Raw genomic sequence first — 17,649 nt, 5'->3', positions numbered from 1 at the left:
TAGTGGGCGCTGGTATTAGCCGCCGTAAGTCATGTCAGCTGGAATAGATGCACCATTTTCGTTCATCCATTTTGCAGCACCTGAATGCCACTTAAGAACTTTATTCTTGTCCCAGTTTTCAATAAGCGTTTCGCTTGCTGCTTTATGAACACCCATCATGCGGTCATGGTCAGCCATGACAGCCTTGGTTGCTTCGTAAACAAAGCTTTCCGGCAGATCACAGTTAGCAACTGCGAAGTTCCACATTGAAACTGATTTCAAATCGCGGTCCAACGTCGAATATGTGCCTGATGAAATTGTGAAATCCGCAACTGGGAATTCAGCGATAATTTTCGCCTGCTCTTCGTCCGTAAAATCGACAAAGTTAACTGTGGACTGCGCTTCGAGCTGGCTTACTGCCGGTGTCGGAATACCAACTGCAAACGCAACAACGTCCAAAAGGCCGTCCTGCAATTGCGAACCAAGGTCGTCCCATGAACCGTTACGACGTTCAAACTTTACGCCGAGCGTTTCCAGCATCGCTGGGAAGTAAGTGTCTGATGTTGATCCAGCAGGACCAAAACCGATTTTTGCGCCTTCAGGAATATCGCCAACTGAGCTGATGCCTGTTGAAGACAATGTCGTGATGCCAAATGGAGTTTTGTACATCGGGAACATCGCACAAGCTTTATCCATGTTAAGTCCAGGCGCAATTGGGTTTGTGCCTTTAAGTGACTCATTTGCTGGGCCCATGGTTGTCATACCGAATGCCGCTTCACCTGTGTGAACGAGCGCCATGTTCTGCATTGGACCGCCAGTGACTTCACCGCCGCCTGGAACACCCAGATCTTCTGAGATGATTTTCGCAAAGCCGGAACCATATACGAAATATGTGCCGCCTTGTGACGCTGTACCAACTGTGAAGCTGGCAGGCCAATCGGATTTGTCGACTTCTGACTGAGCAAAAGCGGTGCCGACTGATAGAATTGTGCAAGATGCAAGGATTGCAAGGAATTTCATAATATCTCTCCCATATGTTTCTTTGGGCATATGCCCGTTCCACCGACGATACGGCAGCGCCGTCTCGTTCCTCTTGGTTTTGGAACTTGGCGAGAAAACAAAAGCAGCGCCCCTTATACAAGACCACAGCTTGGCTGGAAAAGCTAATTCCCAGTTTAGATTTAAGCTTTGGGTCGATTTAGGGACATCAGGGCCAATTGCGTGGGTAGAATGCGTTACAAATCCTTGCACCAAAAAGGATTAAGAAAAATTCTCGCGGTCTAATCCGTGCTTTTGCATCTTCTCATAAAGTGCTTTGCGGCTAACACCCAGCGTTTCATAGGTTGGTTTGAGCGCCCCACCATGTGCTGCCAATGTTGCAGAAATTATGGCGCGTTCATGGGTGTTCATACGTTCGGCCAAGCTCTGATCACTGATGATTTGATCATCCTCATCAACGCTTAAACCTAACACATAACGGTCTGCGGCATTGCGCAACTCACGCACATTGCCAAGCCATGTCCCTGTTGCCATTTTAGACAATGTTTGGCTGTCCACCTCAGGCATAGGGCATCGGTAGCGTGTCGCAGCCTCAGCAATGAGATGCATAAAGAGCTGCGGAATGTCATCGCGGCGCGCCGATAATGGCGGCGCATATAATGTCACAACATTCAAACGGTAGAAAAGGTCATCACGAAAACGCTCTTCGGCTACAGCTTTATCGAGCGGTTCTTTGGAGGCAGCGATAAAACGAACATCCAGATCTATGATCTCGTTGGAGCCTAAAGGCGTTATTTGGCGACTTTGGATCGCTTGTAGAAACTTCGCTTGAACGTTCATTTCCAGACAGTCGATCGCATCAAGAAAGATTGTCCCGCCCCGGCCGTGCTCCAACTTTCCAAAACGGCTTTTTACGGCGCCTGCAAATGCACCTGAAACATGGCCAAACAGTTCGCTTTCCACCAGATCTTTGGGCAGTGCTGCGCAGTTGATATGAACAAATGGTTTGGTCTGGCGCGCCGAGGCGCGATGGATTGCACGGGCGATGACCTCTTTACCTGTTCCCGTTTCTCCTTGAACAAGGATATCGGCATCTGTTGCCGCAACAGCGCGAACCTGCTCGCGCAAACGCACCATAACGCTGGAGCGCCCAATCAAGCGCGCTTCAATAGCATCCCGGCTGCCAACCTGATTGCGCAAAAGGCGGTTCTCAAGTGTTAGGCGTCGTTTATCGAGGGCACGGCGTACAACTTCGATCAGATGCGCAGGATTATAAGGCTTTTCCAAAAAATCATAGGCACCCGCACGCATGGCTTCAACTGCAAGCTCCACATCGCCATTTCCTGTGATTAGGATAACGGGTAAAGCTGGATCAATCTCCAAAGCTCTGCGTAGAAGCGTCATTCCGTCCATGTTTGGCATTCTGATATCACTAACAACGATACCAGGAAAATCTCGCGCAACCTTATTCAAGGCCAATTCAGCTTCTGAAAATGTCGTAACGGGCAGATCGGCCAGTTTGAGCGTCTGGCTGGCTGCAATTAGCAATTCTTCTTCGTCATCTACAAATAAGATTGTTTCAGTCATTCGGCAGCCTTAATCGAAAGATGGTCAGCAGCAACAAGATCAACACCAAACTCTGCACCACCTTCGCTGTGATTTTTGCCCCAAAGATTACCGCCAAAATCACGCACAATATTGTAAGAAATCGACAGCCCTAAACCTAAACCCTTGCCCATTTCTTTTGTCGTAAAAAATGGATCAAACATTTGTGCAATGGCATCAGGCGATATGCCAACACCATGATCGCGCATATTAATTTGCCAACCATTTTGTGTTGATATGACTTTAAGCTCTAGCAGGCCCTCACCGTTCATTGCATCGATCCCATTGGAGATAAGATTTACAATGACCTGTTGCAATCGCACATGACCGCCGATGACGAATGGCTCTTGTTCAGGGCGCTCATATTTGAGCATAACCTTGCTGGTTTTTAGACGCGGTTCGCTGACAGCTAGAGCGTCATCAATAACGGTTAATAGCGAAACAGGCCCGACAGCTTCTTGAGGGCGGCGCGCAAAGTTTCGCAAATGCTTTGAAATTGCCGCCATTCTGTCGGCCATTTTCGATATTCTACCGATATTGTCGCGCGCCTCATCCACCTGCCCCCGATCAAGAAATGCACGCGCATTTTCAGCATAGGACTTTACAGCTGCAAGCGGCTGATTGAACTCATGGCTAAGGGCTGCAGACATTTGGCCCAGCGCCGATAATTTACCGGCCTGAATTAAGGTTGCCTGTGTGCGCCGCAGTTCTTCTTCTGTGTTCCGCCGTTCCTCAATCTCATGGCTCAAAGCAGCCGTGCGTTCTTTCACGCGGCGCTCAAGTAGCTTTTGTGTTCGTATTTGCTGCGCGGTTCTATGTCTTAAAAAGGCAATCCCCAAAATAGAAATCAAAGCCAGAAGTGAAAAGACAATGAGCGCGAGTAAAGCTTGAAATTGAGCAGGCTTGATCGGTACAAGTGACGTGACAGTCCAATGAGGCGCCTTGCTCATTTCGTCAGAAGAACCAACAAAACTGGTGCCTTCGATTGTCAAAATATCAGTCGCAGAACTAAGAAAGGTATGTGTCACTTCAAGGTTTGTAACGCGCTCTAGCGGATATTGTTGGTTTTCCTCAATTGATTTCAACACGGCAGGAGAAAGCTCTTTCGTCGCGCGCATCAACCACTCAGGATTGCTTGCCATAAAAATAATATCATTATGGTCGGTCACGATGATATTGGAAGCGGCGCTGCGCCAAGCATCTTCAAAAGCATCCACGGTAAACTTAACGGCAACAACGCCTAAGATTTTTGCTCCTTCACGTACAGGTGCGGCAAAGAAATAACCCCGTTCTCCCGATGTAGTACCTAGCGCGAAATATCGACCGAGCTCTCCCTCCATTGCCTGCTTGAAGTATGGTCTAAAATTGAAGTTACGGCCCACGAATGAGCGCGTTTTATGATAAGAACTGGCGGCAATTGTCGTGCCCGCTGTATTCATCAGGTAAACGTCGGACGCTGAAACGGAGAGCGCGGTATTGAGCAAAATGCTATTGGTTATGTCGATTAAATCTGAGCGCGAGGGTTCTTGTAAAAGCATGCCAAGCTCTGGGCGCTCTGCGATCAAATGCGGCAATGGTGCATAGCGATCAAGCGCGGCGCGAATGCTGTCTCCTACCAAGCGCAAGGTGACTTCATTTTGTTCTGCTGCTTGCAGTAAAAAATGACGCTCTAGCCTTGGCCAAACAAGAAACCACAATGCCGCTACAAGTGCAGCAATTTGCATAAAGATGAGTATTTTACCGCTCAACTTCCGTTCACGTTTAGGGCGTGCACTCATCTCAGATGCTGACTCTAAAGAACTTTCAGACATCCGTTGCACCGTTAAACTATCCCCGATTTAAACCTGCGCTTAAAATTAGCACACATCAACACCATTGATTGCCGAGAGGCAATAGCAAAGGAAATATCTAAAATAACATGAAAAGTTTTAGTGGCACTTAAAAAAGCACCAAGACAAACAATCATGGCGCTTATGAAATTGGGCTTAGTTTGACCCATTATGTGCAGATTACCCAGTCATTATGTAGCTGGCACATGCTCTAGATCAGACAGAAGCTCGATGAATGATCTTCCTGCTTTTTCAATCGGACCGGAGTTTTCGATATTAAAGACAGTCAAATCACCCGCTAATGGTATGTCCATACGATCAAGCCGCTTTTTGATCTGTTCGGCATCTTCGCGGCCTCTGCCCGCAAGCCTGCCAGCCAACACAGCCCGATCAACGCGAAGATTTACAACAACCATATGCGGAAACTGCTTGTGCATTTCGGCCAGAGCGCGTCTTGAACCATTTGCAATCGCGATGCCGCCAGCATTCACATGGGCCAATACACCAATGGGAATACCATAGCTCAAGCCATGTGCATCCCATGTTACGGCGAACTTGCCTTTTTGTTTAGCAAGCTCAAATTGTTCCTTCGTCAACGTGTCGTGATCTTCGGTTTGGCCGTCAGGAGAACGTGTTACGCTGCGGCGAACGAACATGTATTTTTGTTCGTCCGTTAGCTTCTCCCGCAGCCAATTGATCAACGTATCCTTGCCAGAGCCACTCGGCCCCACAACGACAAAAATCCGGCCTGAAATTGGCTGACTATCAGACAATGCGCTGCCCTTCACGCCATACAGATTTCACAACGGGAATACTTCCTGCTTCACGGCGCACACGTGAAAAATCCGCACGCAAACCCTTTTCTAGCCGGCCGCGATCTTGGAGCCCTACTTGTTTTGCCGGATTGGCTGACACCATAGCGACCGCATTTGAGATCGATATTTCTTCAACTTCGTCAGCAAGCACGAAAGGTGCATATATAAGGCTGAACGGCACATAATCAGAGGAAAGGATATCTAATACCTTTTCCCGCGCCAGATCACGTGCAGCAATGTTGCCACTGTGAGATTTGCCGCGCACGACATTCGGTGCGCCCATTAGAACACCCATATTGGCATTATGCGATGCTGTTGCCGCCTCTAAGCTGGTCGGAAATTCCGCTACAGAAACACCTAAGCTCTTCGATTCTTCAACATGATCAACCGTTGCATCATCATGGCTCGCAATAGCGATGTTTCGCTCATGACATGCATTGGCGAGAAACTGTCGATGCTTGTCTGAATACTTTGATGATTGCATTTTACGGCGTGCGACGAACGCATTGAATTGCTCATCTGTTAGCCCACGTTTCGTTTTATAATACAAAGTGTACTGTTCCATCGTCTGGAACTGACGTTGGCCCGGCGCATGGTCCATAAGAGAAACAAGGCCAACATTACGGTCGTCTACAAACTCTTCATAATGTTCCAAAACATTTGGCGCTGATACTTCGCAGCGCAAATGAATGCGGTGTTCAGCACGTAAGCGACCTTGGCTTTGCGCCGCGGCTATTGCCGATGACATTGCACTCATCTCGCCTTTTTCAAAGCCGCCATCTTCATCTGCCCCAAGTCTAAGGCAATCAAAAACCGTGGTGATGCCAGAAGCTGCGACTTGAACATCATGCGCTTGTATCGCCGCCGTCAGGTTCCAAGTAACCCCCGGGCGCGGTGAATAATGCTGTTCAAGGTGATCGGTGTGCAGCTCGATCAAACCTGGCAATATATAATCGCCATCAATGTCTTCACCAATCGTGCTTGCACCTTCGGATATGTCGGCAATCTTGCCGTCCTTGATGACGATGGAGCCATGTACGACTTCGTTTTCCAGCACGATTTTTGCATTTCGGAATATTGTTTCAGTGGTCATTTTCTTCTCATTTATAAAAGAGATGCAACGCGCAAAACCGAGAACGGTGCGCCGCGTTCAGGCTCGACGAAAAGGCCGAGTGTTTCTATTGGCAAAGGCTTATCGAGGAACATGCTAAAATGCTTTCGAAGAGCCTCTTCGACACGCTCACTATCAGCTTCATCGACAGGGCCTGTTAGTGTTAGATGAAAACGGAACTCATCCATTACATAGGGATAGCCCCAACGCTCAAGGTAGATGCGTTGTTGCTCTGAAAGCTTGGCAGGATTGCGGCGCTCTATATCTGCTTGGCTAAGCGGTGCACGCATGGGCTCGAATGTTCGCACAGCAGCGCTGCCGAGCGCTTCAAGCTGTTCATTTGGTTCAGAAGGCGTCAAAGCAAAAAACGGTCCAAGTTTGGACAGTTGAATTTGGGGAACAGTGAAAGCTTCGCTGCCTGCGGCGAATGTTTCAAACAGCTCCAGAAGCTCATCTTCGCGCACTCCATTGGCTAAATGGAAAGGAGCCTTCAGCGTGCCGTGAAAGCCATATTTACGCGGCGAAGCAAGCAAGGCATCAAGCCCATGCGTTGTTTCAAGCGTCTCGCCAGTAAAGGCATTGCGGCCCAACCATTGCGCAACATGATGCGACAAAGCACTTTCTTGAGGCGGCGTATAATAAATTCCATATCGCATAGTGTTTAGCTTTGCTGCTTTCCAATCAATCGACTACGTAGGGCATTAGATGCTGAATCGAACACGAAGATGACAATCAATATCAGTATCACCATGTAAAATACATTTTCCCAATCTTGATTGGTACGCATTGCTTCCCAAAGTTTCAAACCAATTCCACCCGCCCCAACCGCGCCGATGATTGTTGCTGACCTTATATTTGACTCCCAGAAGTAAAGTGCTTGGCTGGCAAAGACAGGTAAAACTTGAGGCAGAACACCAAAGCGCTGCACTGCGGCAGGAGATGCGCCGACTGAACGCACACCTTCGCGTTGTTTATCATCGATATTCTCAAGTGCTTCAGAATAAAGTTTTCCGAACGTTCCTGTATCTGTGAAGAATATAGCACTGATGCCTGCCAATGGTCCTGGACCAAAGGCGCGTGTAAAGAACAATGCCCAAATTAACATGTCCACAGAGCGCAAGAAATCGAAGAAGCGCTTGAGTATCTGATTGAGAAAGCGGTTAGGTGTAATGTTGCGTGCAGCGACAAAGGATAATGGGAAAGCAATCACGACTGCGAATAAAGTGCCAACGAAAGCCATGACTATGGTTTGCAGCAGCTTGATATAGACATCGCCATGTTGCCATTCCGCGTTATTGAGAAAATTATCCAACATGAGTGAGACATTTGACTGGCCTTCGGAAATGCGTTCCCCGCTGATAGCAAGTGATGCGACTTCACTGAAAGGCTTGCCCCAATAGTGTGAGTTCGTATCAAAAAAGAAATTTTCCCAACCAAAGAAGCGGCGCATAATTTTCACTTCTTTTGCACGCACTTCTGCGCGTCCTGCAAAACCGAAATTGGCAAAGATTTTTTCACCTTCACGTTTTTGAAGCGCCCATTCAGGCAGAACATCACGCGGCTTTACGGTTTCATCCAATGGATCAACGTCAAGCACAACGCTTTCAGCACCATTGACCAAGGTAACCACGCTTGGTGTTACAATGATTTGAGCCGTCTTCGAAAAAACTATCTCCGCCTGATTAATCCCTTCTTTCTGCGTACTAACGAGATTGCTATCACGGGCCTTAGAAGGGGCTTCATTACTACCCATATTCGTTGCGGTTGAACTAGGTGCCATGAAACTAAGTTCGGCACCACCAGACGATGCGTCAGGGGCCATGAACGAGCCAGATGATGCTGGCTTTGATTGCGTCATATCATCGTTTGATTTTTCTTTGACAGTAACTGTGCCACTCTTAGTGGTAATCCATTCGGGATCAGGGTTTGAACCAAGCGGAGAAAACTTGGGAAATTCAACCACAATTTCACCAGTACGAAAATCAATGTCTGGCCTTACTTCATAGGAAATCCAATCGGCGAGATAAGTGCCTGCAATGTCCCAATTGCCTTCACTGACGACTTTTCCAATCGCGAAAAACCAACTCACATAGACGGCATAAAGAGTAACAATAGCAACGCAAAGAACAACACTAAATCGCTTCACTAAAGAGCGCTCAAATGCTGCTGGATGGCGTTCTTTAATTGCTAATACATCTGCTGGACTAAGCATCTTGGCACTCAAATTCATAGCGGACGCGTTCATGGCTATGCTCCAAATTCAAAGGCTTGATTGCCAACGATACGTTTACGCAAATAGGCTGACAGCTGGTCCACGCAGACGATGGTTGAAAATAAAATGAGGATAATGGCGAGTGTTTTTGCTTCATGACCACGGCTAATTGAAAGGCGCAAGACTTCGCCAATACCGCCAGCACCAACGGCACCCAAGATTGTAGAAGCGCGCACATTTATTTCTAATCGTAACAACGCATAGCTTAAAAAGTTTGGCAGAATTTGCGGCACAATACCAAACCAAACACGCTCTACCCAATTGCCGCCAGCTGCACGTAATCCTTCGTCCGGTTTCATGTCAGCGTTTTCGACAACTTCGAAGAACATTTTCCCCAAAGCACCAATCGTGTGAATTGAAACGGCGATGATCGCCGGAATTGGTCCCAATGAAAAAATCGCAAGGAAAAAACCTGCTATCACGATCTCTGGGAATGCACGTAAGACTTCTAAAATGCGCCGGGCAGTAAAGCGCAACCAACGTTTGGTTGTTAAATTTGAGGCCGCTAAGAAACAAAGAAGAAAGCCGAAAATGAAGCCAATCAATGTTGAGAGTATCGCAATATTGAGCGTCTCAACCATTTTATAAATGTACTCAGGCACATAGAAATTTTGCGTTATATAAACACGGCCCTCTGGGTAATTATATTGCAAAGACCCATCGAAATAAGGGCTTGGCAAATCAAAAAGCGCCCGCCAAACTTCCCATCCATCGCGCGGGACCATGTCACCTACGAAATCGAACAGATGCGGCAATCGATCTAGAAATTTTCCAGAATTGGTCTCATTGGCGAACCAAAGAGAAAAGAATAGCGCAGCGCCAAGCACAGCCAAACCGATGAATGTGTAAAGGCGCTTTTGGCTTCGCAATTGCTTGAAATGCGAGTCGAGGTCGTAATTACCCTCAGCATCAATATGCAAAGCCGGATTGTTAGGTTGAGTAGTCAACATGTGTTTCTCACGAAAAAGACACCACGCTCGTGAAATCTCAAAAGAGCGTGGTGTCGTATCAGTTCTAAAAATTATGAACCGATTTTTGCTTTACGGGCTGCAACGATCGTTTCGTAAAAAGAGTGATCAACTTCTGTGAAGCTTTTGAAGTCGCCGCCTTGAATCGCTGCGAAACATTCGCCGTCATTTTCAGGCAACGCTTTCATGAATTCGATGAACTTCGCGCGAACGTCGCCATCAAGCTTATTGGAAACAACAACAGGACCATTCGGGATAAGAGGCGAACGCCAGATTTCATTTACATCGGCCATATCAAGCAAGCCTTTGTCGACCATTTTGCGGATGTTGCCTGATGTGTAACCATCTTCATATTCACCAACACCAGATGACCAAGTAACCTGTCCATCAAAATTGCCTTTAAGCATTTCTAGAACACCGTTTTCGTGGCCGCCGCCAAATCCAGTTTCAGAAAAATACTCATTGAGCGGCATACCAAGCTGAGCTGGCAAAGCGACTGCAGGAACAAGATAACCGGATGTTGAATCAGGGTCAGCAAAGCCAAGCTTTTTACCCTTCATGTCTTCAATGTTTTCAATGCCGGAATCTTTGCGAGAAAGCATCACGGAATAATAACCAGTGGCACCATCTGTCTGAACAGTTGTTAAAACCGGATCAACAGCTTTTGCGTCTGTCAGATAGATCTTTGCATAACCAGAAGCGCCAAGCTCTGCATAATCCAATGTGCCACCAAGCAAACCTTGGATAACGCCATCATAATCAGCAGCAGGAAATAGCTTAACCTCTTTAACGCCAATGGCTTCTGGCAGTGTGTCTACCATGCACTGAAAGTTACGTAGGCGGTCAGCTTCGTTTTCACCGCCAAGGATGCCGATGCGGAACACATCCTGCGCCTGTGCAGAAAAAGTTGTAGCGAAAATTGTGGCAACAGCAGCCGTTGCCAAAAGTGCTTTCTTGAGCATTTTAGTCTCCATAAAAGGTATGCCCTTTTAATAATTTAATTGTACAACCACAGCACTGGGCAAACGTGATGTGGCAAACTGGAAATCAGGTCACGCGTATGCAGGATTTTGTTCTGCTGCCGGGCGTATTACTGGCGGCATTTGACCAACGGGCGATTTTTCACGCGGCCCGCTTAAACTCGTTGACGTTACAGCTTCTGAAAAAGCATCCTCCAAGCCTTCAGCGCCGTATATTTTACGCGCTGCTTCTTCGGTCAAATCGTCAGGACCGCCATCAAAGACAACACGCCCTGCCTGCATGCCGATGATGCGCTCGCAAAAAGTACGTGCCGTATCAAGCGTATGAAGATTGGTAATAACTGTGATGCCATCGGTTTGATTGATGTCTTTTAAAGACTGCATCACGATTTGCGCATTGCGCGGATCAAGCGATGCAATTGGCTCATCAGCCAGAATGACTTTCGGTTGCTGCATCAAAGCACGGGCGATTGCCACGCGCTGTTGCTGCCCACCTGACAGAGTGCCTGCACGCTGCAGCGCAACCTTTTCAATCCCTAAGCGCTCCAGCGCAGCAATGGCCATAGCGCGCTCTTCGTCAGAAAAAATATTCAGTAAACTAGCAACAGTAGAACGGTGGTTGAGACGCCCGAGCATGACATTTGTTAAAACATCTATGCGGGGCACCAGATTAAATTGTTGAAAAATCATAGCGCAATCACGTTGCCAATCGCGCAGTTTTTGCCCTTTGAGCTCGGAGGTTTTCACACCTGCGAAATTGATTTCACCCTCAGACGTATCGATCAATCGGTTAATCATTCGCAGCAGTGTCGACTTACCCGCACCTGATGCACCGATCACACCGACCATTTGACCTTCAGGGATTACAAAATCCACATTATCGACAGCGATATTGGGGCCAAACCGACGCGTTACGTTTTTGAGTTCGAGCATAGGGCATTCCTTGCCGTTAATCTTACAGTGTTGTGAGACTGGATATGGCTCTTGTGTGAACGCAGCATGTCAGTTTTTTGTAAGTTTTGTGACGTTCCACAATCAAATTTTATTAAATTATTTCTGATACTTAGATATAAAATCTACAGCTGATAATGTACGGAAATCACGCAGCGCTTCATACAATGTGTCGTGTGACCAATCCCACCAAGCAAGAGCATTCATTTTCTGCCCAAGGCCCGTTTCAAAACGTTCCCGAATGAGCTTTGCAGGCACGCCGCCGACGATTGAATAGGGAGTAACATCCTTCGTTACGACCGCTCCTGACCCAATCACTGCACCATTGCCAACAGTGACACCTGGCAAAATTGTCGCGCCGTGCCCAATCCAAACATCATGTCCAATGGTGATACGGTTATCGCGGCGCCATTTGAAAAAATCCGTATCGTTTTCGGCGGCATCAAAATAATCAGCCGCACGATAGGTGAAATGGTGCTGGGTTGCCCGCCAAGTTGGATGGTTGGTCGCGTTGATGCGGACATGACTTGCTATGTTGGCAAATTTTCCAATTGTTGCGCACCATGCTTCAGTCTGGCGGATGAGATAAGAGTAATCGCCAATTTCACATTCGGCGACAACGCAGCCTTCATCAATTTCAGTATAACGTCCCAGCACCGTATCAGTTACGCGTGCCGTCGGGTGAATAAAGGCTTCTTCAGATAGTTTCTTTGCCATGATTATGCAGCTTTCGCGCCAGCAAAGCTCGTCACATCTATGATGCGATCAGCTACTTTTGTGCGAACATCTTCATCATGAAATATACCCAGCAGCGCAACGCCAGCGGCTTTTTTTTGAGTGATCAAATCAACAACGACAGCGCGGTTTTTAGCATCAAGTGACGCTGTTGGTTCATCCAAAAGCAAAACCGGATGATCTGTAATAAAACCGCGCGCAATGTTTACGCGCTGCTGTTCACCGCCAGAAAATGTAGCAGGCGGCAAGTCCCATAAACGTTCTGGCAAATTTAATTGCGAGAACAAATCCGCTGCTTTCTTTCGCGCAATCTCATGGTCTTCGCCGCGCTGCGTTAGCGGTTCCGCAGCAACATCAAGTGCCGAAACGCGCGGTACTGTTCGCAAAAACTGGCTGACATAACCAATCGTGTCGCGGCGCAGTTCAATGATTTTACGTGGTTCAGCTTTCGACAAATCAACCTGCTCACCATTATGCGTGAGCAATATCTGTCCCTGATCAGTCGAATAGTTGCCATATAGCATTTTCAAGATCGAACTTTTTCCTGCGCCTGACGGACCACCGAGTACGGCACACTCCCCCGCCTTAACGGCAAAATTTACGCCCGTAACAACAGGGATTTTTATCCCGTCACGCAGATGCATGGTGAAGGTTTTTGATATTTCGCAAACTGTAATTGCTGCAGTCATAATCGCGTGCCTGTTTTAAACTTGTAAAATGGAAGATACGAGAAGCTGTGTGTAAGGCTCGTGCGGATCATCAAGGACACGGTCCGTCAGGCCGCTCTCAATGACATGGCCATCCTTCATCACAATCATTCGGTGCGATAAAAGACGAGCAACCGCCAGATCGTGCGTGACAACAATGGCCGCCAATCCAAGATCACGCACAAGACCGCGTATCAAATCGAGCAAACGCGCCTGTACAGATACATCAAGGCCGCCGGTAGGCTCATCCATGAACATCAAGCGTGGGCCAGTGACGAGGTTACGCGCAATTTGTAATCGCTGACGCATGCCGCCTGAAAAAGCGCGAGGCTGATCATCAACACGGTCTTCATTGATTTCTACGCGGCCAAGCCAGTCGATCGCACTTTCGCGAATATTGCCATAATGGCGATCACCAACGGCCATTAAGCGTTCGCCAACATTAGCGCCTGCTGAAACAGCCATGCGCAGACCATCAGCTGGATTTTGGTGCACAAAACCCCAATCGGTACGCATTAAGAAGCGCCGTTCCGCTTCACTCATTTGGTAAAGGTCGCGCTTTGTTTCATCGCGCATACGATACATCACTGAACCGCTTGTTGGCTCTAGGCGCGTTGAAATACAGTTCAAAAGTGTTGTCTTACCAGACCCACTTTCGCCGACCACTGCCAAGACTTCGCCTGGATAAAGATCAAATGAAACATCGCGGCACCCAATACGTGCGCCATAAAATTTGGAGACTTCATTGACCGATAAAAGTGGCTGATTGTTCATTGTGCTGCCTCCATTCCAGAAAGTTCGCCGCGGTGACCGGCCGCTTGCCTGCTTTCACAATTGTCAGTGTCCGAGCAAACAAACATTCTGCTGCCTTGATCATCGAGAATGACTTCGTCCAAATAAACGCCTTCCGCTGCACAGATCGCACAGGGTTTATCGAATTTTTGAACTTCAAATGGGTGATCATCAAAATCGAGACTGACTACATTTGTGTAAGGCGGAATTGCATAAATGCGTTTTTCGCGCCCTGCACCGAACAGCTGCAACGCTTCAGACATATGCATTTTTGGATTATCAAATTTTGGTGTTGGTGAAGGGTCCATGACATAACGCCCTTCAACCTTCACCGGATATGCATAGGTCGTGGCGATATGACCGTGCGTTGCAATATCCTCATAAAGCTTCACATGCATGAGGCCATATTCTTCCAGTGCATGCATCTTGCGCGTTTCAGTTTCGCGCGGCTCTAGGAAGCGCAGTGGTTCAGGAATAGGCACTTGGTAGACAAGTATCTGACCATCGCGCAACTGCTCTTCGGGAATACGATGGCGCGTCTGAATGATCGTGGCTTCGCCCGTATGAGTTGTTGTTTTCACGCGCGCGACTTTGGCAAAGAAAGCGCGGATGGATACGGCATTCGTTGTATCGTCCGCCCCTTGGTCAATCACTTTTAGGACATCATCAGGTCCAATGATTGATGCGGTGACCTGCACACCGCCTGTGCCCCATCCATAAGGCATTGGCATTTCACGGCTTGAGAACGGAACTTGATAACCCGGTATCGCAATTGCTTTTAGTATCGCACGGCGGATCATTCGTTTGGTTTGTTCGTCGAGATAAGCGAAGTTATAATCAGCTTGAATACTCATTCTGCTGCCTCCTTGATCATGCTGGAAACAGCATCACTCGTCTCAGCATATTCGCGGCGCATCTGGCGCACGATGCCAAGTTCAGCTTGGAAATCCACGTAATGAGGCAGTTTCAAATGTTCCACGAAGCCCGTTGCTTGCACATTATCTGAATGAGCGATCACGAACTCTTCGTCTTGCGCTGGCGCAACTATATCTTCTCCCAATTCACGCGCGCGCAGCGCTCGATCGCACAGCGACATTGCCATTGCTTTTCGCTCCAACTGCCCGAACACAAGACCATAGCCGCGGGTAAATTGAGGAGGCACTTTTGCCGAGCCTTGGAATTGATTGACCATTTGACATTCGGTGACTTTCACGCGGCCAATCGGAACAGAGAACCCTAATTCCGGCACCTCAATTTCAACGTCGACTTCGCCTATACGAATTTCGCCGACAAAGGGGTGCGAGCGGGCATAACCACGTTGTGTTGAATAGGCGAGAGACAGTAAGAACCCCTCATCGCCGCGCGACAATGATTGTAAACGCTCATCACGGCTCATCGGAAATTCTGTCGGTGTGCGGGTAATATCGCCCGGCTCTTCTGCGCCATGGCCATTTTTCCCATCAGCTTCGATAAGCCCTTCATTCGCCAAAATTTCTGACACACGTTGCGTGCGACCGATATCTGGCTTGCGCGTGACAGGCTCATCTGTGGCTTCATCTTGTGCTAAATCAGGATCAAGCAGACGATGCGTATAATCAAAAGTTGGCCCAAGCATTTGGCCGCCGGGCAGATCTTTATATGTCGCAGAGATGCGGCGTTCGATCTTCATTTCACCGGTATTTATTGGCTGCGAATAACCAAAGCGCGGCAAGGTGGTGCGGTAAGCGCGAAGCAAAAATATCGCTTCAATCATATCACCGCGCGATTGCTTTATTGAAAGCGCAGCAAGATCGCGGTCATATAATGAACCTTCTGCCATGACACGGTCCACGGCAAGAGCAAGCTGCTCTTTGATTTGAGCCAGCGACAATGCGTCAATATCGCGGTCGCCGCGACGCCTATCTGCAAGCAGTTTATGCGCGTTATTAATAGCGGTCTCGCCGCCTTTTACAGCAACATACATCAGATAACTCCCTGTGAGATATTTGTCGTGCGCGGCAAACAGACAAGCGATGAAGCGCTGACCAAAATGACATCAACACCGCATGGAAAACGTGATTTGTTTTGTCGCCACTGATCCAGAAACAGCTCCGGCAAACCTTGCACATGAAGATCAGCGGTATCTTTGATACCGGGACCGGAGAGGCTTAATCCTGCGGCGTTTGAAATATCGTCAACCTGAATGATGAGCGTGCAAGAGCGGTCAGGATATTCTTGTGAGCCTTGTGCAAATTGCGCTATATCCAACGGCATTTTTTTATCAGTCAAAAGCGCGAATTGCGCATCGGATTTTTGTGTCGTCAGCGGCGCAGCTGTCTGAAATGTAACCCAGTCTCGAAGAGCGCTGTTTTGTGATGAGACCTCATCCAACCACAAAAGCGTATCAGCATCGCAAAGCGCCGCAATAATTGCCGCTGCAGTATCAAAAACCGGCTCCGGCGCACTGGCCAGTGCTGGCAGCGAGCTTACCGTCCCTGGACGGGCCATCGCATTCATCACGGCATTAAAAACATTTTGAGAGTCGAAAACCGGGTCAGCAAAGCCACCTTCCAACGCGCTCGCCGCCATTGCTTTTTCATTTATCTGCATCAATCTTCTCCGCGAACCATAGTAAAGAAATCAACTTTTGTAGCCGCTGTTTCACCTGCGCGTTTTTGATCGCGGGCCTTAATTCGATTTTGCAACGGGGTAATGATTTCATTTTCAATGCGTGCGGACCAAGTTTCGTCCAGTGCAAGCGCATCGATTATTGCTGATAGTTTTGCTTTGGTGTGATCGCGGCCAAGCGCATAAGCATGCCCAACAAAACCGGATGCCAATTTTACTGTTGCCCGCGTAACCGTCGCTTCACCAAAATTGAAGGCATCGCCGCCGCCGCCAATGCGACCACGCAAGCCGATAATGCCCGTTTGTGGAGCACGCGGCATTGTAAACTCAGGATCAACGCCCAGCGTTATCCAAAACTCCACCAATGTGGCCGTGTCAGACATTGCCAAAACCGCCATACGATTGCGCCGACTGTCTTTTGTATCACTCATAAACTGCCTCATTTAAATTTGTCTATTGTTATAGACAACTAAACATGTGACAAGTGATTTATCGGGACTACATGACGACCATATGACACCATGATGAAATTGCGCTGATGTTGAGGCAACGATTATGAATGTAAAAGCACTCGAACGCCGCTCGGGTATTGCGATATGGCGGCAGATTGCTGATGAGCTGCGCAATGAGATTGCGACAAATCTAGCTCTCAAGGATAGCCGTCTGCCCTCAGAATTAACGCTGGCAAAGCGATTTGATGTCAATCGCCACACGGTACGAGCTGCTTTAAATGCGTTGGCAAAAGAAGGCATCGTTGAAAGCCGCCAAGGGCAAGGCACTTTTGTGCGCCGCCAAAAGCGTATCAGTTATCCTATCGGCAAAAGAACACGGTTTTCAGATGGTATTGGTAAGCAGGCACAGACAACACGCGGAAAGCTGCTGAACCTTTCGACTGAAATCGCAACGCCGGAAATCGCATCTGCACTCCAAATTACAGCAGGTTCAAATGTGATCTGTTTGGATGCATTAAGCGAAGCTGACGGAATGCCCGTTTCCCGTTCAACCTCGTGGTTTTGTGCGCAGCGCTTTCCTGATATTGGCGCAGCATATCAAACCACCGGCTCGATAACGAAAGCTCTGGCGCATTGCGGTGTTGATGACTATTTGCGCCAGTCGACGGAAATTGAAGCCCATCACGCCACGATGAAAGACACTGAATACTTGCAGCTTTCGCCGGGTGCTATTGTGCTTGTAACGCAAGCCATCAATTCAGATACAGATGGCAATCCTATTCAATACTCGAAAACGCGTTTTGCAGCTGACCGCGTATCACTCATGATTGCCAATGACTAAAGAGGC

18 protein-coding genes are annotated in these 17,649 nt (G+C 48.1%); 1 reads left to right on the top strand and 17 read right to left on the bottom strand.

The window, feature by feature from the left end; all coding sequences use genetic code 11:
- Nucleotides 1-15: 15 nt before the first annotated feature.
- From N530_RS0103010 to phnG, 17 genes are all read right to left on the bottom strand, one after another.
- Complete coding sequence (locus N530_RS0103010; RefSeq protein ID WP_026479495.1) at nt 16-999, bottom strand: TAXI family TRAP transporter solute-binding subunit; 984 nt, start codon at nt 997-999, stop codon at nt 16-18.
- Nucleotides 1,000-1,239: 240 nt separating this feature from the next.
- Complete coding sequence (locus tag N530_RS0103005) at nt 1,240-2,565, bottom strand: sigma-54 dependent transcriptional regulator (protein ID WP_026479494.1); 1,326 nt, start codon at nt 2,563-2,565, stop codon at nt 1,240-1,242.
- On the bottom strand, nt 2,562-4,394 hold the full coding sequence (locus N530_RS0103000; protein WP_247869155.1) for an ATP-binding protein: 1,833 nt from the start codon (nt 4,392-4,394) through the stop codon (nt 2,562-2,564). Before N530_RS0103000 ends, N530_RS0103005 begins: the two co-directional genes overlap by 4 nt.
- A 209-nt stretch (nt 4,395-4,603) precedes the next feature.
- Nucleotides 4,604-5,185: a phosphonate metabolism protein/1,5-bisphosphokinase (PRPP-forming) PhnN gene (gene phnN, locus N530_RS0102995; RefSeq protein ID WP_026479492.1), complete on the bottom strand. Its 582-nt coding sequence runs from the start codon at nt 5,183-5,185 to the stop codon at nt 4,604-4,606.
- Nucleotides 5,178-6,320 carry an alpha-D-ribose 1-methylphosphonate 5-triphosphate diphosphatase gene (locus N530_RS0102990; RefSeq protein ID WP_026479491.1) on the bottom strand — a complete coding sequence of 381 codons (1,143 nt, stop codon included), beginning with the start codon at nt 6,318-6,320 and terminating at the stop codon, nt 5,178-5,180. Before N530_RS0102990 ends, phnN begins: the two co-directional genes overlap by 8 nt.
- Nucleotides 6,321-6,331: 11 nt before the next feature.
- On the bottom strand, nt 6,332-6,994 hold the full coding sequence (locus N530_RS0102985) for a DUF1045 domain-containing protein (RefSeq protein ID WP_026479490.1): 663 nt from the start codon (nt 6,992-6,994) through the stop codon (nt 6,332-6,334).
- Nucleotides 6,995-6,999: 5 nt separating this feature from the next.
- Nucleotides 7,000-8,583: a phosphonate ABC transporter, permease protein PhnE gene (gene phnE, locus N530_RS0102980; RefSeq protein ID WP_026479489.1), complete on the bottom strand. Its 1,584-nt coding sequence runs from the start codon at nt 8,581-8,583 to the stop codon at nt 7,000-7,002.
- A 2-nt stretch (nt 8,584-8,585) separates the two neighbouring features.
- On the bottom strand, nt 8,586-9,560 hold the full coding sequence (gene phnE / locus N530_RS0102975) for a phosphonate ABC transporter, permease protein PhnE (RefSeq protein WP_026479488.1): 975 nt from the start codon (nt 9,558-9,560) through the stop codon (nt 8,586-8,588).
- A 71-nt stretch (nt 9,561-9,631) separates the two neighbouring features.
- Nucleotides 9,632-10,540: a phosphonate ABC transporter substrate-binding protein gene (phnD, locus tag N530_RS0102970; RefSeq protein ID WP_026479487.1), complete on the bottom strand. Its 909-nt coding sequence runs from the start codon at nt 10,538-10,540 to the stop codon at nt 9,632-9,634.
- 90 nt (nt 10,541-10,630) lie between these two features.
- Nucleotides 10,631-11,491 (bottom strand): phosphonate ABC transporter ATP-binding protein, encoded by an 861-nt coding sequence (gene phnC, locus N530_RS0102965; protein WP_026479486.1) that lies wholly within the window; start codon nt 11,489-11,491, stop codon nt 10,631-10,633.
- A gap of 117 nt (nt 11,492-11,608) precedes the next feature.
- Complete coding sequence (locus tag N530_RS0102960) at nt 11,609-12,226, bottom strand: DapH/DapD/GlmU-related protein (RefSeq protein WP_026479485.1); 618 nt, start codon at nt 12,224-12,226, stop codon at nt 11,609-11,611.
- A 2-nt stretch (nt 12,227-12,228) separates the two neighbouring features.
- Nucleotides 12,229-12,933, bottom strand: coding sequence for a phosphonate C-P lyase system protein PhnL (gene phnL / locus N530_RS0102955; protein WP_026479484.1), 705 nt, complete (start codon nt 12,931-12,933; stop codon nt 12,229-12,231).
- Nucleotides 12,934-12,948: 15 nt separating this feature from the next.
- Nucleotides 12,949-13,725 carry a phosphonate C-P lyase system protein PhnK gene (phnK, locus tag N530_RS0102950; protein WP_026479483.1) on the bottom strand — a complete coding sequence of 259 codons (777 nt, stop codon included), beginning with the start codon at nt 13,723-13,725 and terminating at the stop codon, nt 12,949-12,951.
- A complete protein-coding gene (locus N530_RS0102945; protein ID WP_026479482.1) occupies nt 13,722-14,597 on the bottom strand; it encodes an alpha-D-ribose 1-methylphosphonate 5-phosphate C-P-lyase PhnJ in 876 nt (291 codons plus the stop codon). Before N530_RS0102945 ends, phnK begins: the two co-directional genes overlap by 4 nt.
- Complete coding sequence (locus N530_RS0102940; protein WP_026479481.1) at nt 14,594-15,706, bottom strand: carbon-phosphorus lyase complex subunit PhnI; 1,113 nt, start codon at nt 15,704-15,706, stop codon at nt 14,594-14,596. The genes N530_RS0102945 and N530_RS0102940 overlap by 4 nt, the downstream gene beginning before the upstream one ends.
- Nucleotides 15,706-16,332, bottom strand: a complete 627-nt coding sequence (gene phnH, locus N530_RS0102935) for a phosphonate C-P lyase system protein PhnH (protein WP_051540716.1) — start codon at nt 16,330-16,332, stop codon at nt 15,706-15,708. Before phnH ends, N530_RS0102940 begins: the two co-directional genes overlap by 1 nt.
- The gene (phnG, locus tag N530_RS0102930) at nt 16,332-16,781 is read right to left on the bottom strand and encodes a phosphonate C-P lyase system protein PhnG (RefSeq protein ID WP_155851904.1); all 450 of its coding nucleotides are present in this window, start codon (nt 16,779-16,781) and stop codon (nt 16,332-16,334) included. Before phnG ends, phnH begins: the two co-directional genes overlap by 1 nt.
- Nucleotides 16,782-16,905: 124 nt before the next feature.
- On the opposite strand from phnG, the gene phnF reads away from it, so the two are divergent.
- Nucleotides 16,906-17,643, top strand: a complete 738-nt coding sequence (phnF, locus tag N530_RS0102925) for a phosphonate metabolism transcriptional regulator PhnF (protein ID WP_026479478.1) — start codon at nt 16,906-16,908, stop codon at nt 17,641-17,643.
- Nucleotides 17,644-17,649: the final 6 nt, after the last annotated feature.

Source organism: Ahrensia sp. 13_GOM-1096m (assembly GCF_000620605.1).
GTDB lineage: Bacteria > Pseudomonadota > Alphaproteobacteria > Rhizobiales > Rhizobiaceae > Ahrensia > Ahrensia kielensis.
Note: the sequence above shows the minus strand (reverse complement) of the source record. Positions and strands in the feature narration are given on the sequence as shown.